17 protein-coding genes, 5 tRNA genes and 1 pseudogene are annotated in these 17380 nt (G+C 60.5%); 3 read left to right on the forward strand and 20 right to left on the reverse strand.

Annotated features, from left to right (window positions below; translation table 11 throughout):
• Positions 1-190: 190 nt before the first annotated feature.
• The 20 genes and pseudogenes from rplA to JFN93_RS14280 form a co-directional block, all read right to left on the reverse strand.
• The gene (rplA, locus tag JFN93_RS14185; protein WP_199384758.1) at positions 191-892 is read right to left on the reverse strand and encodes a 50S ribosomal protein L1; all 702 of its coding nucleotides are present in this window, start codon (positions 890-892) and stop codon (positions 191-193) included.
• A 20-nt stretch (positions 893-912) separates the two neighbouring features.
• Positions 913-1335, reverse strand: coding sequence for a 50S ribosomal protein L11 (gene rplK, locus JFN93_RS14190; protein ID WP_199384759.1), 423 nt, complete (start codon positions 1333-1335; stop codon positions 913-915).
• 122 nt (positions 1336-1457) lie between these two features.
• Positions 1458-1985: a transcription termination/antitermination protein NusG gene (gene nusG, locus JFN93_RS14195; RefSeq protein WP_199384760.1), complete on the reverse strand. Its 528-nt coding sequence runs from the start codon at positions 1983-1985 to the stop codon at positions 1458-1460.
• A 3-nt stretch (positions 1986-1988) separates the two neighbouring features.
• A complete protein-coding gene (secE, locus tag JFN93_RS14200; RefSeq protein WP_199384761.1) occupies positions 1989-2180 on the reverse strand; it encodes a preprotein translocase subunit SecE in 192 nt (63 codons plus the stop codon).
• Positions 2181-2218: 38 nt separating this feature from the next.
• Positions 2219-2295: transfer RNA gene (locus JFN93_RS14205), tRNA-Trp, on the reverse strand.
• A 41-nt stretch (positions 2296-2336) separates the two neighbouring features.
• Positions 2337-2489, reverse strand: a complete 153-nt coding sequence (gene rpmG, locus JFN93_RS14210) for a 50S ribosomal protein L33 (RefSeq protein ID WP_199384762.1) — start codon at positions 2487-2489, stop codon at positions 2337-2339.
• A gap of 133 nt (positions 2490-2622) precedes the next feature.
• A complete protein-coding gene (gene tuf / locus JFN93_RS14215; RefSeq protein WP_199384763.1) occupies positions 2623-3813 on the reverse strand; it encodes an elongation factor Tu in 1191 nt (396 codons plus the stop codon).
• A 57-nt stretch (positions 3814-3870) separates the two neighbouring features.
• Positions 3871-3946, reverse strand: a tRNA-Thr gene (locus tag JFN93_RS14220).
• 13 nt (positions 3947-3959) lie between these two features.
• Positions 3960-4036: transfer RNA gene (locus tag JFN93_RS14225), tRNA-Gly, on the reverse strand.
• Between the two features lie 114 nt (positions 4037-4150).
• Positions 4151-4235: transfer RNA gene (locus tag JFN93_RS14230), tRNA-Tyr, on the reverse strand.
• 22 nt (positions 4236-4257) lie between these two features.
• A tRNA-Thr gene (locus JFN93_RS14235) sits at positions 4258-4333 on the reverse strand.
• Positions 4334-4645: 312 nt separating this feature from the next.
• Positions 4646-6544: a YgiQ family radical SAM protein gene (locus JFN93_RS14240; RefSeq protein WP_199384764.1), complete on the reverse strand. Its 1899-nt coding sequence runs from the start codon at positions 6542-6544 to the stop codon at positions 4646-4648.
• A gap of 144 nt (positions 6545-6688) precedes the next feature.
• The gene (argC, locus tag JFN93_RS14245; protein WP_199384765.1) at positions 6689-7729 is read right to left on the reverse strand and encodes an N-acetyl-gamma-glutamyl-phosphate reductase; all 1041 of its coding nucleotides are present in this window, start codon (positions 7727-7729) and stop codon (positions 6689-6691) included.
• 303 nt (positions 7730-8032) lie between these two features.
• Positions 8033-8425: a 30S ribosomal protein S9 gene (gene rpsI, locus JFN93_RS14250; RefSeq protein WP_199384766.1), complete on the reverse strand. Its 393-nt coding sequence runs from the start codon at positions 8423-8425 to the stop codon at positions 8033-8035.
• A gap of 19 nt (positions 8426-8444) precedes the next feature.
• Complete coding sequence (gene rplM, locus JFN93_RS14255) at positions 8445-8873, reverse strand: 50S ribosomal protein L13 (RefSeq protein ID WP_199384767.1); 429 nt, start codon at positions 8871-8873, stop codon at positions 8445-8447.
• A 314-nt stretch (positions 8874-9187) separates the two neighbouring features.
• A pseudogene (gene truA / locus JFN93_RS14260) lies at positions 9188-9913 on the reverse strand (tRNA pseudouridine(38-40) synthase TruA); the annotation flags it as partial.
• Positions 9914-10171: 258 nt separating this feature from the next.
• Positions 10172-11191, reverse strand: coding sequence for an aspartate-semialdehyde dehydrogenase (locus JFN93_RS14265; RefSeq protein ID WP_199384769.1), 1020 nt, complete (start codon positions 11189-11191; stop codon positions 10172-10174).
• Positions 11192-11369: 178 nt separating this feature from the next.
• Entirely contained in the window at positions 11370-12467 is a 1098-nt protein-coding gene (asd, locus tag JFN93_RS14270; protein WP_199384770.1) for an aspartate-semialdehyde dehydrogenase, read from the reverse strand.
• 117 nt (positions 12468-12584) lie between these two features.
• Positions 12585-13673 carry a 3-isopropylmalate dehydrogenase gene (gene leuB / locus JFN93_RS14275; protein WP_199384771.1) on the reverse strand — a complete coding sequence of 363 codons (1089 nt, stop codon included), beginning with the start codon at positions 13671-13673 and terminating at the stop codon, positions 12585-12587.
• Positions 13674-13865: 192 nt separating this feature from the next.
• Positions 13866-14180 carry a BON domain-containing protein gene (locus JFN93_RS14280; RefSeq protein WP_199384772.1) on the reverse strand — a complete coding sequence of 105 codons (315 nt, stop codon included), beginning with the start codon at positions 14178-14180 and terminating at the stop codon, positions 13866-13868.
• Positions 14181-14375: 195 nt separating this feature from the next.
• Between JFN93_RS14280 and JFN93_RS14285 the strand changes: the two genes are divergently transcribed.
• The 3 genes from JFN93_RS14285 (at position 14376) to JFN93_RS14295 (ending at position 17276) form a co-directional block, all read left to right on the forward strand.
• Positions 14376-14792, forward strand: coding sequence for a hypothetical protein (locus JFN93_RS14285; RefSeq protein ID WP_199384773.1), 417 nt, complete (start codon positions 14376-14378; stop codon positions 14790-14792).
• 129 nt (positions 14793-14921) lie between these two features.
• Positions 14922-16439 carry a B12-binding domain-containing radical SAM protein gene (locus JFN93_RS14290; protein WP_199384774.1) on the forward strand — a complete coding sequence of 506 codons (1518 nt, stop codon included), beginning with the start codon at positions 14922-14924 and terminating at the stop codon, positions 16437-16439.
• Between the two features lie 522 nt (positions 16440-16961).
• Positions 16962-17276, forward strand: coding sequence for a HigA family addiction module antitoxin (locus JFN93_RS14295; protein WP_328754018.1), 315 nt, complete (start codon positions 16962-16964; stop codon positions 17274-17276).
• Positions 17277-17380: the final 104 nt, after the last annotated feature.

The following is a 17380-nucleotide window of genomic DNA, read 5'->3' on the forward strand; positions in this document are numbered from 1 at the left end:
CCTGAAATTTAATCGCTAACTGTTCCCAAGTCTCGCCAGGCCACATACGCGTTTAAGCCCCCACGGAAAACGGTTCGCGTTCAACGTTCAAGGTTCAAGGATATAACGTCGAACGTTGAACCTTGAACCTTGAACGGTTTTTCCTAGGGCGCGCCTGGTGTCTTTGACTTTGGCATTTCGAGTCGAAGCTTTATTTTAAGCTCGCCGTAACCTCGGCGAGATCGAGGGTGACGCCCGGGCCCATGGTGGAAGACACGGAGATCTTCTTCATGTAGGTACCTTTGGCGGCAGCCGGCTTCGCCTTCTGCAGGGCCTCGACCAGGGCGAGGATGTTCTGCTTCAGGGTCTCAGCCGGGAAGGAGACCTTCCCTACCGGTGCGTGGATGATGCCGGCCTTTTCGACGCGGAATTCAACCTTACCGGATTTGGACTCCTTGATGGCGCGAGCCAGGTCGAAGGTGACGGTGCCGACTTTGGGGTTCGGCATCAGACCACGGGGACCGAGGAGCTTACCGATCTTACCGACCACACCCATCATGTCCGGGGTAGCGATCGCGGTATCAAAGTCGAACCAACCACCCTGGATCTTGGCCACCAGGTCGTCGGCGCCAACGTAGTCGGCACCTGCGTCGCGTGCTTCCTTCTCTTTCTCCCCCTTGGCGAAGACCAAGACGCGGACATCTTTACCCAGGCCGTTCGGAAGGACGACGGCGCCACGGACCATCTGGTCCGCGTGGCGCGGGTCGACGCCGAGCTTCACGACCAGGTCGACGGTCTCGTCGAACTTGGCGAATGCGGCGCCCTTGACCAGCTCGAGGCCGTCGTTGACGGAGTAGTTCTTGCTCCGGTCCACCTTGGCAAGGGCGGCTTTAAGCTTTTTTGACGTTGCCATTCTATAACCCTCTCTTTGACTTAAGCTATTTCAACGCCCATGCTGCGCGCGGTACCTTCGATGGTCTTCATGGCGGCCTCGATGCTGGCGGCGTTGAGGTCCGGCATCTTCTTGGTGGCGATCTCGCGCACCTGGTCCTTGGTCAGCTTGCCGACCTTGGTCTTGTTGGGGACCGCGGAACCGCTCTCGATGCCCAGCGCCTTCTTGATCAGGACCGGGGCCGGCGGAGTCTTGGTGATGAAGGTGAAGGAGCGGTCGGCGTAGACGGTGATGACGACCGGGGTGATGGTCCCTTCGTCGCCCTGCGTCTTCGCGTTGAACGCCTTGCAGAACTCCATGATGTTGACACCGTGCTGACCCAGGGCCGGGCCGATCGGGGGAGACGGGTTCGCCTTCCCGGCGGGAACCTGCAGCTTTATGTAACCGGTAATCTTTTTCGCCATGATCCTACTCCTTTTTCCTTAAAAGCAGTTCAAGGTTCAACGTTCAACGTTCAAAGTTAAACCCATGGTAAGTGACCTGGTGGTTTTAACGCTGAACGTTGAACGTTGAACGTCGAACCTTCTTACTGTTTTTCTACCTGCATGAACTCAAGCTCGACGGGAGTGGCCCTGCCAAAGATGCTGACCATGACCCGGAGCTTCCCTTTGTCCGGCTTGACGTCCTCGACCACACCCGAGAAATTGAGGAAAGGACCGTCGATGACCCGGACCGTCTCGCCAACCTCGAAGAGGACCTTCGGACGGGGCTTTTCGGCACCCTCTTCCATCCGCTTGGTGATCTTGTTGACCTCCTCGTCGGGGATGGGGAAAGGGTTGTTCCCGCCGACGAACCCGGTGACCTTCGCGGTCTCCTTGACTACGTGCCAGGTGTCGTCGTTAAGTTCCATCTGAACCAGGATGTACCCCGGGAAGAACTTGCGGGAAGAAGTCCGCTTCTCGCCCTTTTTCAATTCGACGACGGTTTCACACGGGATCAGGATCTCGCCGAAGAGCTCCTCCATGCCGACGTTCTTGATACGCTCGGCAAGGGTGAGACGCACCTTGTTCTCGAAACCCGAGTAGGTGTGAACGCCGTACCATTTAAGTGCCATGTATTATTGTCCTCGGAGTATCCACTTGATGAAGGAGTTAAGGACCGAGTCGCAGACGCCAAGATAAAGCGAGATGAGAACAATGATGACGACAACTACCTGGGCAGTGGAGATAGTTTCCTTGCGGGTCGGCCAGGTTACCTTGGCCAGCTCCTCACGTACTTCCTCAAAAAAATTCTTGGCTTTTGCCAGCACGGGTCACACTCCCCTTGTTCGAGAGATGGGTAAAAAAATGGCAGGCCAGGAGGGATTCGAACCCCCAACACCCGGTTTTGGAGACCGGTGCTCTAGCCGTTAGAGCTACTGGCCTGCACTGAGCCTCGCCCTCAAGAGCGAGTCCCGTATCTTGAACTATTTGGTTTCTTTGTGCGGAGTATGCTTGCGGCAGAAGCGGCAGTACTTGTTGAACTCCAGCTTCTGGGGAGTGTTCTTCTTGTTCTTGGTCGTGGTGTAGTTGCGCTGTTTGCACTCGCTGCAGGCCAGCGTGATGATGTCTCTAGGCATGACTTAATCCTTATCAAACAGGTTTGCGGAAAACACTCACTTCCGCTTATTACTTCTTCTCCGCCGCGGCAAACTGCGCCGCCGAAAAAGACTCCTCCCTCACCGAACCGGAGAGGGAGGAGTTGTCGTTTCGTTACTCGATGATGGAGGCAACCACGCCGGCGCCAACGGTACGGCCACCTTCACGGATCGCGAAACGGAGACCTTCGTCCATTGCGATCGGGGTGATCAGGTTGACGGTGACGGAGACGTTGTCGCCCGGCATGACCATCTCGGTGCCCGCTTCGAGGTCCACGACGCCGGTGACGTCGGTGGTACGGAAGTAGAACTGCGGACGGTAGCCGTTGAAGAACGGGGTGTGGCGGCCACCCTCTTCTTTGGAGAGGATGTAGGCCTCGGCTTTGAACTTGGTGTGCGGGGTGATGGAGCCCGGCTTGGCCAGAACCTGGCCGCGCTCGATCTCTTCACGCTTCACGCCGCGGAGCAGGGCCCCGATGTTGTCGCCGGCACGCCCTTCGTCGAGGAGCTTGCGGAACATCTCGACGCCGGTAACGGTGGTCTTGGTGGTGGCCTTGATGCCGACGATCTCGACCTCTTCGCCGACCTTGACGATCCCGCGCTCGACACGACCGGTAGCAACGGTACCGCGGCCGGAGATGGAGAAAACGTCCTCGACCGGCATCAGGAACGGCTTGTCGATGGCGCGCTGCGGCTCCGGAATGTAGGCGTCGACGGCGTCCATGAGTGCCATGATGGCCTGCTCACCGAGCTCGCCCTTGTCGCCTTCGAGGCCTTTCAGAGCGGAACCCTTGATGATGGGGATATCGTCGCCCGGGAAGTCGTAGGAGGAGAGGAGTTCGCGAACTTCGAGTTCGACGAGCTCGAGGAGCTCCTCGTCGTCCACCATGTCGGCCTTGTTCAGGAACACGACGATGTAGGGGACGCCGACCTGGCGCGCGAGCAGGATGTGCTCACGGGTCTGGGGCATCGGGCCGTCAGCGGCGGAAACGACCAGGATCGCGCCGTCCATCTGAGCAGCACCGGTGATCATGTTCTTGACGTAGTCGGCATGGCCCGGGCAGTCAACGTGAGCATAGTGACGCTTGTCGGTCTCGTACTCGACGTGGGCGGTGGCGATGGTGATACCACGCTCGCGCTCTTCCGGAGCGTTGTCGATCTGGTCGAATGCCTTGAACTCAGCCTGGCCTTTGCCGGCGAGGACCTTGGTGATCGCTGCGGTCAGCGTGGTCTTGCCGTGGTCGACGTGGCCGATGGTGCCGATATTAACGTGCGGTTTAGTTCTTTCGAATTTTGCCTTAGCCATTACAGGAATCCTCCCTATATTTGCGAACCAGCTTTTCCAGGATGAATAAACGAGAAATGGAGCCCACAACCGGATTCGAACCGGTGACCTCTTCCTTACCAAGGAAGTGCTCTACCTACTGAGCTATGTGGGCTTATGCGGATTTTTGGAGCGGGAAACGGGACTCGAACCCGCGACCCTCAGCTTGGAAGGCTGATGCTCTAGCCAACTGAGCTATTCCCGCCCTATGTCTTACGGCGAAGCGAAGTTTTTTGACGCTTTGAGCTTCACCCCTCCAGTTCGAACGACCAAAGGCCTCCTGGTAAGGCAGCTGCACTCATTGCATCTGAAGTTTTAGTGGTGGAGGGAGGAGGATTCGAACCTCCGAAGTCGATGACGACAGATTTACAGTCTGTTCCCTTTGGCCGCTCGGGAATCCCTCCAGACAGATGGTGTTGCCAGTGTTGGAGCTGGCGATGGGACTCGAACCCGCAACCTGCTGATTACAAGTCAGCTGCTCTACCAATTGAGCTACGCCAGCCATCTCTAGCTCCGGCGCCTCCGAGCGGTTTCGCCCGGCAAAAGCGAATCCCACTTATACGGGAGTCGCCCTTCCGTGTCAACTTATTTTTTCCCGGTGGTCTATTTTTTTGTCAGAGAGCATCCCACCATCATAGATAAGTATGCGGTCTAGTGTCAAAGAGATGCTCGGAAAAGAGAGTCACTTTCTTACCCAAAACGGTCGCGAAGAGAATGCCGCGCCCACCTCGGGAGTCTCGCAGGGCGAGCATACCGTGCCCTGGCGGACCACAGCGGCGGGGAGGGTTGCCCCCTAGCCCCATCCGATGCGAACCTACCTTCTCCGCCCCTTCCCCTGCGGCCCCTGCTGCGGCCGCTCGGTTTTACCGGGACGGTTCCCCGGCACGTGAACCGGTCCCCGCACCGGCACCTTTCCCGGCGTCCTCCCCGCAAACAGCTCCTCCGCCGCGTCTTCCCTGCCGCACTCCCTGAGCGCGAGCAGGCAGTTCTTCCGCTCCTCGGGGACATGATAGAGGAGCAGCGACTTCTGCAGCCCTTTCTCGCGGTCGGTCTTGGGAACGTACACCTTCTCTCCGGTGAACGGATCCACCCCCGTGTAGTACATGCAGGTTGAAAGCGTCCCCGGGGTCGGGGTGAAATCCTGCACCTGCTCCACCCGCATCCCCATCCGCTTGAGCGACAACGCCAGCTCGACCATGTCCTCCAGCCGGCAGCCGGGATGCCCGGAGATGAAATAGGGAACAAGGTACTGCCGCTTCCCGATCCGCTCGCTCTCTTTCAGAAAGGAGATCCGGAACCGCTCGAAGCTCGCCTTGCCGGGCTTGCGCATCACCTTGGTTACCCGGTCGGTCAGGTGCTCCGGCGCCACCTTCAAAAGTCCGCTGACGTGATGCCCAACCAACTCGCGCAGGTAGTTGGGCTGGCGCTCCAAAAGGTCATAGCGCACCCCCGAACTCACCGCGATGTGTTTCACGCCGGAAACCCGCCGCGCCCGGGCCAGAAGACGCGCCGAACGGGTGTCGTCGGTAATAAGGTTGGGACAGGGGGCCGGATACAGACAACTTCCCCGCACACATTTGGCACCCGCCTCGTCATTGCCGCAACGCAGCCCGTACATGTTGGCGGTCGGTCCCCCCAGGTCGCTCACGCTCCCCTTGAACCAGGTCAGCCCGGAGAGTTCTTCCAGCTCCTTCAGGATGCTCCCCTCGCTGCGCGACTGGATCGTCTTTCCCTGGTGATGCACGATGGCACAGAAGGCACAGCCGCCAAAGCAGCCCCGGTGCGTGGTGACGGAGTTCCGGATCTGTTCGTAGGCCGGGATCGGCTCGGTGTAACTTGGGTGCGGTGCCTTTACAAAGGGAAGCGCATAAAGGGCGTCGAGTTCCTTTTCGGAGACCGGAAAGGAGGGCGGGTTGCAGACGAGGTAGCGCTCTGCATGGCGCTGGGCCACAACCTTGGCACTGTGCGGGTTCTGCTCGACCGAAATCATCCGGAAGGCCCGCCCGAACGCCTCCCGGCTGGAAACCGCCTCTTCGTAGGAGGGAAGCTCGCTGAGCTCCCCTTCCGGCAACGCACCCGCGGCATAAGCGGTCCCGCGAATATCCCGGATGGCGGCAAAGGCTTCCCCCCTCGCAAGGCGGTCCGCCAGCTCCAGGAGCGGCGTTTCTCCCATCCCATAGACGAGCAGATCGGCCTTGGCATCGAGCAGCGCGGAACGGCGCACCTTGTCTTCCCAGTAGTCGTAGTGGGCAAAGCGGCGCAGGCTCGCCTCGATGCCGCCGATCACCACCGGCACGTCGCGATAGGCCTCTTTGAGCCGGGAGGTATAGACGATGGTGGCGCGGTTGGGGCGTGCCCCGTGGCGGTTGCCCGGGGTGTAGGCATCGTCGCGGCGGATTTTTCGGGCAGGGGTGTAATGAGCGACCATGGAATCCATCGCCCCGGCGGCAACCGCAAAGAACAGACGCGGGCGCCCCAGGGCCTGGAACGGCTCTTTGCTGCGCCAGTCCGGCTGGGCGATGATGCCGACTTTGAAGCCTTTGGATTCGAGGAAGCGGGCGAGCAGCGGGACGCCGAAGGCGGGATGGTCGACATAGGCGTCGCCGGTGACGAAGACGATGTCGAGCTCCTCCCAACCGCGCACCCGGGCCTCTGCCATGTTGGTAGGGATGAACCGTGGCGACTGCTGAGGTTTGCGAACTGCGTTTTTCATGGAAAACCTTGCTTCAATCCCTCTCCCGGTGGGAGAGGATGCCCGGAGGGCGGGTGAGGGCTGAGCTGTCTTTGAGAGCTTTCCCGCCAAAGTTCGGCGGCCCTCACCCCACCCCTCTCCCAAAGGGAGAGGGAGTACCGTCAATCAGGGAAATACCGGCAAGATCTCCAGGCCCAGGGTCTCCGGAAGGCCGCACATGAGGTTCATGTTCTGCACCGCTTGGCCGGAAGCGCCCTTGACGAGGTTGTCGATGGCGGAGATGACGACAATCCGCCCGGTCCGCTCGTCGACGGTAACGCCGATGTCGCAGAAATTGGAACCCCGCACGAAGGTGGTCGAAGGAAGCTTCCCTTCCGGGAGCACCCGCACGAACGGCTCGCCGTCATAGAAGGCCTCGTACAGGGTAATGAGTTCCGCAGCGGTGACCTTGCCGTTGGGCGCCGAGTAGATGGTGGAGAGAATCCCCCGGTCCATCGGCACCAGGTGCGGCGTGAAGGAGATCACCATCTCGGTCTCGGCAAGAAGCGACAGTTCCTGCTCGATTTCCGGGATGTGCCGATGGGTCCCACCCACGGCGTAGGCCTTGAACCCTTCGTTGACCTCGCAGTAGAGATTGTCCACCTTCGCCCCGCGACCGGCCCCGGAGACGCCCGACTTGGCATCCACGATCACGCTCTTCGGGTCGATCACCTTCCCCTTCAGAAGCGGCGCGAGCCCGAGGATGACGCTGGTCGGGTAGCAGCCGGGGTTGGCGATGAGGGAGGCTTCCCTGATTTCGGCCCGCCGGATTTCCGGAATACCGTACACCGCCTGATCCAACAGGTCCGGGTTGAGGTGGGTGTCGTACCACTTCCCGTAGACCTGCGGATCGTGAATCCGGTAGTCGGCGGAGAGGTCGATGACCTGTTTGCCCATCTTCACGAAGGTCGGCACCACTTCCATGGCGGCCTTATGCGGCAGCGCCGTGAAGACGACGTCCACCTTCTCGGAGATTCCGACCGGCTCGAGGTTTTCCAGCGGCAGATCGATCCGCCCCCGCAGGGTCGGGAAGACGTCGCTCACCGGGCGGCCGGCGCTCTGCTCCGACGTGACGCAGGTCACGGCGACTTCGGGGTGGTTGTAAAGCAGTCTCAGCAGTTCAACGCCGGTGTATCCACTGGCACCGACAACGGCAACCTTGAGCATGGAGAAACCTCCTTAAGGTAGTTCGAAGAATACAGATCGGTTGCTCCCTCTCCCGGGGAGAGGGCCTGATTAACCCAATCGTCGCCAGACTGAGCGCGCCGGAAAGGCGCCTCCACAGCACCGAGCACTATCAGGACATAATATGTGACAGAGCACGTTCAAAGAAAGAGAAAACACTCTGTGTCAACGGTGGTTTCGTGACCGCCTTTCGCTGTGTTCAGCGCAGCTGACAGCACAACGGCAAAAAGGAGGAACCCTTTCGGATTCCCCCTTTTTGTATAACCGCGTATTTCGTATCCGAAATTAACGCTTGGAGAACTGGAAGCTGGCGCGTGCTGCCTTCTTGCCGTACTTCTTACGCTCTTTGATGCGCGAATCGCGGGTAATGAAGCCGGCTTTCTTCAGCGTGCCACGGAGGTCGGCATCGGCCTCGAGAAGCGCCTTGGTAATGCCGTGCTTGATCGCGCCGGCCTGACCGGAGTCACCGCCGCCTTTGACGGTCACGAAGATGTCGAACTTGCCGACGTTCTCGGTGAGCTCGAGCGGCTGCTTGACGACCATCTTCGAGGTCTCGCGACCGAAGTACTCGTCGAGGGTCTTGCTGTTGACCGTGATGGCGCCGGTACCGGGTTTGAGCCAAACCCTGGCGATGGACGATTTCCTTTTGCCTGTTCCGTAGTAGCTCGCTGCTGCCATTTGTATATCTCCTGATCGATTAAATATTCAGAGTCTTGGGCTGCTGCGCCGCATGCGGGTGAGCAGAGCCGCTGTAGATCTTGAGCTTCTTGAGCATGTGACGAGCGAGCTTGTTCTTCGGAAGCATGCCCTTCACGGCTTTCTTCAGGATGTCCTCCGGCTTCTTCTCGAGAAGTTTGCCGGCGGTGATTTCCTTCAGCCCGCCGGGGAACCCGGAGTGGCTGTAGTACATCTTGTCAGCGAACTTGTTGCCGGTGAGGGCGATCTTCTCAGCATTCACGACAATGACGAAGTCACCGGTATCAACGCTCGGGGTGAAGGTCGGCTTGTTCTTGCCACGCAGAACGTTGGCAATCTCGGTAGCAACACGGCCAAGGACCTTATTATCCACGTCAACCAGGTACCAGTCCCTGGTCACATCTTCTTTTTTAGCAACTTGCGTCTTCATCGAAACCTCACAACTATATGGGAATGAGCACTTTGGCCAACGGAAAGTTGGAAATTTAGTCTATTTCATCAACAGTGTCAAGAGAAATCTCACCAGGGCCAAAAACGGTCGTCACCGGGTTTCCGCCCAAGCATCCGGTTCTTCCGGGAGAGGCATTCGATTCCCGATGTCTGGCGATAAATCGCGACACGAAGGTCGCTCCTACCCGGGCATCCAATGGGGCATCAGGTCCCCTCCCCTTCAAGGTCGCGCGCGCGGCGCGGCTTGCGACGGGCAGGGTGAGGATCGGGTTCGGCGCCCACTTCCGGATAGAACACCTCCATCAAGCAAAGCCCCTGCGGCGGAGCCGTCTGTCCGGAGGCCCTGCGGTCGCCCCCTTCCAGCAACTGCCGGATGTCCTCGGGAGTCCGCTTCCCCTGCCCCACCTCGACCAGCGTCCCGGCGATCACCCGGATCATATTCTTGAGAAAACCACTCCCCCGCACATCCAGATACAGAAAACGGCCATCCTGGGTCAGATCCATCGAGTAGATTTCGCGCACCGTGGTCTTGGCGGCGCAGTTGGAGGCGCGAAACGCGGCGAAGTCGTGCTCGCCGACGAACTCGGCGCAGGCGCGGCGCGCCGCCTCGACGTCGAGCTTCCCCTTCAGGCGCCAGGCGGTGTGGCGGGTGAGCGGGGAACGGATGTCGTCGAGCAGGAAGGTGTAGCGGTAATGCTTGCCTTGGGCGTGGAAGCGCGGGTTAAAATCCAGCGGCATCTCCCGCGCCTCACGCACGGCGATGTCCCGGGGAAGAAGCGTGTTCAGCCCCTCGCGGAAGGCACGCAGCGGCATGGTCTTGTCCGTCTGGAAGCAGGCGGCCATCCCGAGGGCATGAACCCCGGCGTCGGTCCGTCCCGACGCATGCAGCCGCACCGGTTCGCCGAGCATCTGGGCGAGGGCTCCCTCCATGATCTCCTGGACCGAAGTCGCATTCGGCTGGGTCTGCCAGCCGCAGTAATTGGTCCCGTCGTACTCGACGGTGAGCATGATGTTGCGCATAGTCTCTTTCAATTCCGTCCGCAGATGAAGGCAGATGAACGCGGATGGCACTTGTGAACTAAAGCCTTGAACTCCCCCCTTTGGAAAAGGGGGGCTGGGGGGGATTTGCCTTTCCCGTAAAACCTTTCCTGGCTCCCAAGCTCCAGCTTGGGAACCCAACCATCGTGCGAAGCTCCAGCTTCGCCAACATTACCAAGCAGGAGCTTTGAGATCTGGTGCGTTCCCAAGGCGGACCTTGGGAACGAGATCGAACTACTGCTACTGCAGGTACTTCTCGACCAGAAGTTCGGCGATCTGCACTGCGTTGGTGGCGGCGCCTTTGCGGAGGTTGTCCGACACCACCCAGAGGTTCAGGCCGTTGGCGATGGACTTGTCCTCGCGGATGCGCCCGACAAACACCTCGTCCTGGCCGGCGGCATCCATACACATCGGGTACTCACTTTCCGCCGGGTCGTCCACCAGCACCACCCCCGCAGCCCCCTTCAAAAGCTCGCGCGCCTTTTCCGGGGTCAGCTTCTTGCCGGTCTCGATGTTGACCGACGCGGAGTGCGCGTAGAATACCGGCACCCGGATGCAGGTCGCGGTGGTCTTGATCGTCGCCGCCATCACTTTCGCGGTCTCGTCGATGACCTTCTGCTCTTCGCGGGTGTAGCCGTCGTCGTTGAAGGCGTCGACCTGCGGCAGGCAGTTGAAGGCGATCCGGTGCGGATAGACGTCAACCTTGGCGGGGCGCCCATTCAGGAGCTCCCCGGTCTGGACCCGCAATTCGTCGATGGCGCGGTTGCCGGTGGAAGAAACCGCTTCGTAGGTCGAGACCACCATCCTCTTGATGCCGGCGAAATCGTGCAGCGGCTTGAGCGCCACCGCCAGCTGGACCACGGACGCGGTCGGGCTGGAGACGATCCCCTTCTTGCGATACCCAGCCAAAGCGTCCGGGTTCACCTCGGGGATGATCAGCGGCACGTCGGCATCCATCCGCCACGCGCTGGAACAGTCGATACAGACCGTCCCGGCGCCGGCGGCAACCGGTGCAAGCTGCGAGGCGATCGCCGGACCGGCGGCAAAAAGGGCGATATCGACCCCTTCGAAGGAGTCCTGCTTCACCTCCTCCACGGTCACCGGTTGGCCGTGGAACTCCAGGATGTCCCCCGCATTGGAGGCGGTGGCCAGGAGCTTGATCTCCTGCACCGGGAAGTTCCGCCCCTCAAGGCACTCGAGGATCTGGGTGCCGACCGCGCCGGTGGCGCCGACGACGGCAACGGTAAATTTCTTGCTCATAACTGGTTTCTCCTTTGATCGGACCGATCAGCCGGATCCGACGTCCGATAATGCAAAGGGCAAAAATGGGGACAGGCACCGGAAGCCAGTCCTCGAGGGGCAGGTAACACAAAAAGGAGCGCGCCCCGACCTTGCCGGGACGCGCTCCGTGCCTGCCGCTAAGTTACGTGGGTCGGGCCTAGCGCTCCTTGAGGATCTGCAGCATGCGGCGCAGCGGCTCGGCGGCGCCCCACAGAAGCTGATCGCCGCAGGTGAAGGCGGAGAGGTACTCCGGCCCCATCTTCATCTTGCGCACCCGCCCGACCGGAACGGTGAGCGAACCGGAAACGGCGGCCGGGGTGAGCCCTTCGAGGCTCGCGGCCTTGGTGTTCGGAACCAGCTTGGCCCACTGGTTGTCGTTGGCGATGATCTGCTCGATGTCGGCAATCGGGACGTCCTTCACCAGCTTGATGGTGAGGGCCTGGCTGTGGCAGCGCATGGCACCGACGCGGACGCAGATGCCGTCGACCGGGATCGGGCTCTTGGTCCCGAGGATCTTGTTGGTTTCGGCGTACCCTTTCCACTCCTCACGGCTCTGCCCGTCCTCGACCTCGCGGTCGATCCAGGGAAGAACGTTGCCGGCGAGCGGGAAGCCGAACTCCTTGGTCGGCAGCACGTCGCTTCTGAGGGTCGCGGTGACCTTGCGGTCGATCTCGAGGATCGCCGAAGAAGGCTGGGCCAAGAGGTCGGCGACCGAGTTCTGCAGCACGCCCATCTGGGAAAGGAGCTCGCGCATGTTGGGAGCGCCCGCCCCGGAAGCCGCCTGGTAGGTCATGGAGGAGACCCACTCGACCAGACCGGAGCGGAAGAGCCCGCCCAGGCCCATCAGCATGAGGCTCACGGTGCAGTTGCCGCCGATGTAGTCCTTGATCCCCTTGTCGAGGGCCGCGTCGATGACGTTGCGGTTGACCGGGTCGAGGATGATTACCGCGTCGTTCTCCATGCGGAGGGTGCTCGCGGCATCGATCCAGTACCCTTTCCAGCCGGCCTGGGCCAGCTGCGGGCGGACCGCCTTGGTGTAGTCGCCACCCTGACAGGTGATGATCACGTCGAGTTTCTTCAGTTCCGAGATATCGGAGGCGTCCTTGAGGGTCCCGGCGTTCATCGGGGCCGGCTGGCCGGCCTGCGAAGTGGTGAAGAATACCGGTTCGATACCCGCAAAATCATTCTCCTCCTGCATGCGCTGGAGAAGAACCGAGCCTACCATGCCGCGCCATCCGACCAGTCCGACTTTCATAGTCTCTACCTCTTTATATGTGTTGGTATGGTTAAACGCTTGGGAGTCACCGCCCCCGGCGGGGCGGGAAGGGCGCAGCATGCTGCGCCCCTGCCTGTGGTTGTTATCGCAAACGACTTAGAGAGCCGCGATGATGGCGTCGCCGATCTCGCGGGTGTTGACCAGTTTCTCGCCTTCCTTGTTCTGGTAGATGTCGCGAGTGCGGTAGCCGCCGTCGAGCACCTTGGCAACCGCCTTGTCGATGGCGTCGGCCGCCTCGACCATCCCGAAGGAGTAGCGAAGCATCATGCCCGCGGAAAGGATCTGGGCGATCGGGTTCGCGATCCCCTGGCCCGCGATGTCCGGGGCGCTGCCGCCGGAGGGCTCGTACATGCCGAAGGTCCCTTCCGCCAGCGAAGCGGAGGGGAGCATCCCCAGCGAGCCGGTCAGCATGGCGGCCTCGTCGGAGAGGATGTCGCCGAACATGTTCTCGCAGAGGATGACGTCAAATTGTTTCGGCCATCTTACCAGTTGCATGGCCGCGTTGTCCACGTACATGTGGGAGAGCTCGACGTCCGGGTACTGCTTGGCGACCCCGATCACGATCTCGCGCCACAAGACCGAGGTGGAAAGGACGTTCGCCTTGTCGATGGAGCAGACCTTGCGGCCGCGCTTCTGCGCCGCCTGGAAGGCGACGTGGGCGATCCGCTCGATCTCCGGGACGCTGTAGCGCATGGTGTCGACGCCGATCCGGTCCCGCCCTTCCCCTTCGATCCCTTTGGGCTGGGAGAAGTAGATGCCGCCGGTCAGCTCGCGGATGACCAGGATGTCGAAGCCGCCCGAGATCACCTCTTCCTTGAGCGAGGAGGCGCTGGTGAGCGACGGGAAGATGATCGCCGGGCGGAGGTTGGCGTAGAGCCCGAAGATCTTGCGCAGCGGCAGCAGCGCGCCGCGCTCCGGTTGCTCGTCCGGCGGGAGGGTTTCCCATTTCGGCCCGCCGACCGAACCGAAGAGGATCGCGTCGGAGCTCTTGCAGATGTTAACGGTAGTTTCCGGGAGGGCGCGGCCTTCCAGGTCGATGCCGGCCCCGCCAACATTCGCGTGAGTTCGCTCGAAGGTAACGTCGTAACGTTTCTCGATCGCGTCGAGTACCTTCAGCGCCTCTGCCATAACCTCGGGGCCGATGCCGTCACCCGGCAAAACTGCCACTTTATAAGCCTTACCCATTTTGGAAACCTCCAGGTTTGTAATTAAATGTGGGATTTTATTTGCGACGCCGCACCATTGTCAACATAAAAAGGCCGTCAAACCGGAGTTTGGCGGCCTCAATTTCCATATTGGGTACCGGGCAGGGTGGGCGCCGTCCCCACGCGGACGGATGGTGGGGAGAGGGCTCTCCTTCCTGCGAGTATCGATGAATCACTTGACGATCAGGTTGTTCTTCACCTCGGACACACCTTCGACGCGCGATGCCGCGTCTTCGGCACGGCTTCTGGTGTCGCGCGAATCGACGAAGCCGGAGAGCTGGACGATGCCCCGGTAGGTGTTGACCTTGATGTCCTGCGCCTTCAACCCGGTATCGTCATAAAGGGCGGCCTTCACCTTGGCGGTGACGACGGAGTCATCGACGTACTGGCCGGTCGTTTCGCGCGTCTCGGTAGAGGCGCAGCCGACCAACCCCGCAAGGGCCGCGCCCAGGCACAGCATCTTAAAAGTACGCAATAGCGTGATCATGGCGTTCTCCTTTTCACAGGCAAAAACGGACACTGCTACTTGATTAGCATTTTCAAATGCACCTTCAGTATCCGTCGAAGGGAAGGCCGGTGTCAAGGTGCAGGGACTGGTGCCGTCGTTGAATTCTCCGCAGCCGACAGTATACTCTTGTTCATTGTTTCTAATGTTTGTTAACGACGACAGGGAAACATAATCATGAAAAAGGCGATCACCTTGATGTTCATTTTCGCGGCCCTCGGGTCCCGCCCCGCCACTGCGGTCGACCAGTCCATCTGCAACGAAGGATCCGAAATCTTTTCCTACCCGACGGGACAGCTCCAGTCCTGCATCCTCAGGGACTACTACTACGCCGGTTCGGTCCCCTGCAATCAATACTCCCCGATCACCTTCTATGAAAACGGCTCCCTCAAGCGGTGCGTCCTGAGCGACTTCTATTACCACGGCGACCTCGTCTGCAACCAGCTCGGAGCGATCCAGTTCTTCCGCTCCGGCAAGCTCGAGGAATGCCAGCTCAGGGATGCTCTCACCGTGGACGGGACAAGCTGTGACCAGTTTCAGTCGATCACGTTCTACGAGAACGGGAAGCTGAAGGCCTGCGGCACCCCCCACTAAGACCAGAATCCGGTAAGGCCGGCCGTCCTCTTCGCCAGGGCGCCTCCTCGAGGGGGGGACCGCGGGAACCGGCAAGCTATTCCCTGCGGTTGTCGGTCGGGTTCAATTAACAAGAAAGCGGGAACGGTTATGAAAATTCTCCTGGTTTACCCGAGGAACCCCGACACCTTTTGGACCTTCCGCCACGCCCTCAAATTCATCGGCAGGAAAGCAAGTTTCCCCCCGCTGGGCCTGCTCACCGTTGCCGCCATGCTCCCCGCCGAATGGGAGCTGCGGCTTGCCGACCTCAACGTCCGCCCCTTGCGCGACGAGGAGATCGCCTGGGCGGATTATGTCTTCATCAGCGCCATGACCATCCAGCGCGATTCGGCCCGGCAGGTCATCGAACGCTGCCGTTGCCAGGGGGTGAAGACCGTGGCCGGCGGCCCGCTTTTCAAGGCGGAACCGGAAGAGTTCGCCGACGTCGACCACCTGGTCCTCGGCGAGGCGGAAGTCATTTTGCCCAAGTTCTTGGAGGACCTGGGTAAAGGATGCGCCGCGCACCTGTACCAGGCGGAGGGTTGGGCGGACCTGACCCAGACACCGATTCCGCTCTGGGGGCTGATCGACGTGCGCCACTATGCGGCGCTCAACATCCAGTACTGCCGCGGCTGCCCCTTCGATTGCGAGTTCTGCGACATCACCGCGCTGTTCGGGAAGAAACCGCGCAGCAAGAGCGTAGAGCAGGTGATCGCCGAACTGGAAGAGCTGTACCGGCGCAAATGGCGCGGGGCTATCTTCTTCGTCGACGACAACTTCATCGGCGACAAACCGAAACTCAAACGGGTGATACTGCCCCGGATCATCGACTGGATGGCGGAACGGGGCTACCCCTTCTACTTCTATACCGAGGCCTCCATCAACCTCGCCGACGACCCGGAGCTCATGAAACTCATGGTGCGCGCGGGATTCCAGGAGGTCTTCATCGGGATCGAGACCCCGCACGCGGGCGGACTCGCCGAGACCGGGAAGGTGCAAAACGGCAACCGGGACCTTTTGGAATCGGTGCACCGGATCCAACAAGCCGGGCTGCAGGTGCACGGCGGCTTCATCGTGGGATTCGACAGCGATCCACCGGGCATCTTCGACATGCAGATCGGTTTCATCCAGCAAAGCGGGATCGCAACCGCAATGGTCGGAACGCTCTCGGCGCTCAGGGGGACCAAGCTGTACCAGCGGCTCTCCCGCGAAGGACGGCTCCTCGGCGACACCTCCGGCAACAACACCGCCATCGACTTGAACTTCGTGCCGCGCATGGACCCCGACACCCTCATCGCGGGCTATCTCAATATCCTGCGCACGGTGTACGCCCCGCGCAATTACTACCAGCGGGTGACGAGCCTTCTGAAGGAATACCGTCCCCTGCAGCTCGGGAGATACCGTTTCCAGCGCGGCTATTGGGGCGCTCTCGTCAAGTCGATGTTCATTCTAGGTATCCTGGGCAAGGAACGCTTCCAGTACTGGCGGCTCTTTGCCTGGTCGCTGCTTCGCCGCCCCCGCCTCTTCCCGCTGGCCATCACCTATGCCATCTACGGCTTCCATTTCCGCAAGGTCGCGGAGAAGATGAGCGTCAGCGTCGAGGGGGAGCAATGCTCCTCGGCCCACTAGACCTTACACTTACTAGACCTCACCCCCGCGGCACCATTCCCGGCGGGCTCAAAACCTGCTCCCGCCGGGAATGGCCCAGGGCCCTGAGGGGCTCGAAGGCCCCCGGGGACCCATCTGAAGAAAAGTTCCCTCCCGCCAAATCCTTTTCTCCTTAAGATAACTTTTTAGTTTATTTTCATGAAAGTTTATGCTAGAACCTCCTCATCCCTTGTGATTCGACACTCCCCGTAGCAACCAGTTGCATCCAGGATTCCCCGCAGTCAGCTACAGATTCAGCACCCAATCCGGTCCGGGAAGTAAAAACTGCAAAGAAACCGCCTCCTTCGCTTGACGGTCATATCCTGTCGCGATAGCATTTAGAGCCCGCGCGAACCGGATCGAACCCAGTGGAAGCGGACCGGGGAAAAGCCCAGGGAAGACCTGGGGCGCTGTTGGTCGCACTGCAGGGCCGGGGCAGAACCTACCCGGTCGAAGGTGAGTACCTGACGTCTAGCCGCAAAAATTCCAAAACTGCGAGGTGGCATGATGAACGAGCAGGGACACGCACCGGTGCATCCGGGCAAGGTATTGTTAGCCAAGTTTCTGGAACCGAAGGGGATCAGCCAGTATCGGCTGGCCAAGGAAATAGGCGTGACGCCGCGCCGGGTGAACGAGATCGTGCGCGGCAGGCGCACCATCACCGCCGACACGGCACTGCGCCTGGGCCGCTTCTTTGAGATCGAGCCGCAGTTCTGGCTCAGCCTGCAGGCGCATTACGATATGGCCCGCGCCGAGGACGTGCTCCAGGGGCGGCTGGAGCAGGAGATTCGAACCATTTCCATGCTCGTCGGGCAATGAGGCAGCAGAGAGGGTTCCCCTCCCGCAATGGGGGTGGGAGGTAGCGGCAGGATGGGATGAAACCGTAACTAAGCACATGCTATGTGTGATTTTTTGGCAAACGA

This window comes from Geomesophilobacter sediminis, assembly GCF_016458275.1.
In the GTDB taxonomy this organism is placed as follows: Bacteria; Desulfobacterota; Desulfuromonadia; order Geobacterales; family Geobacteraceae; genus Geomesophilobacter; species Geomesophilobacter sediminis.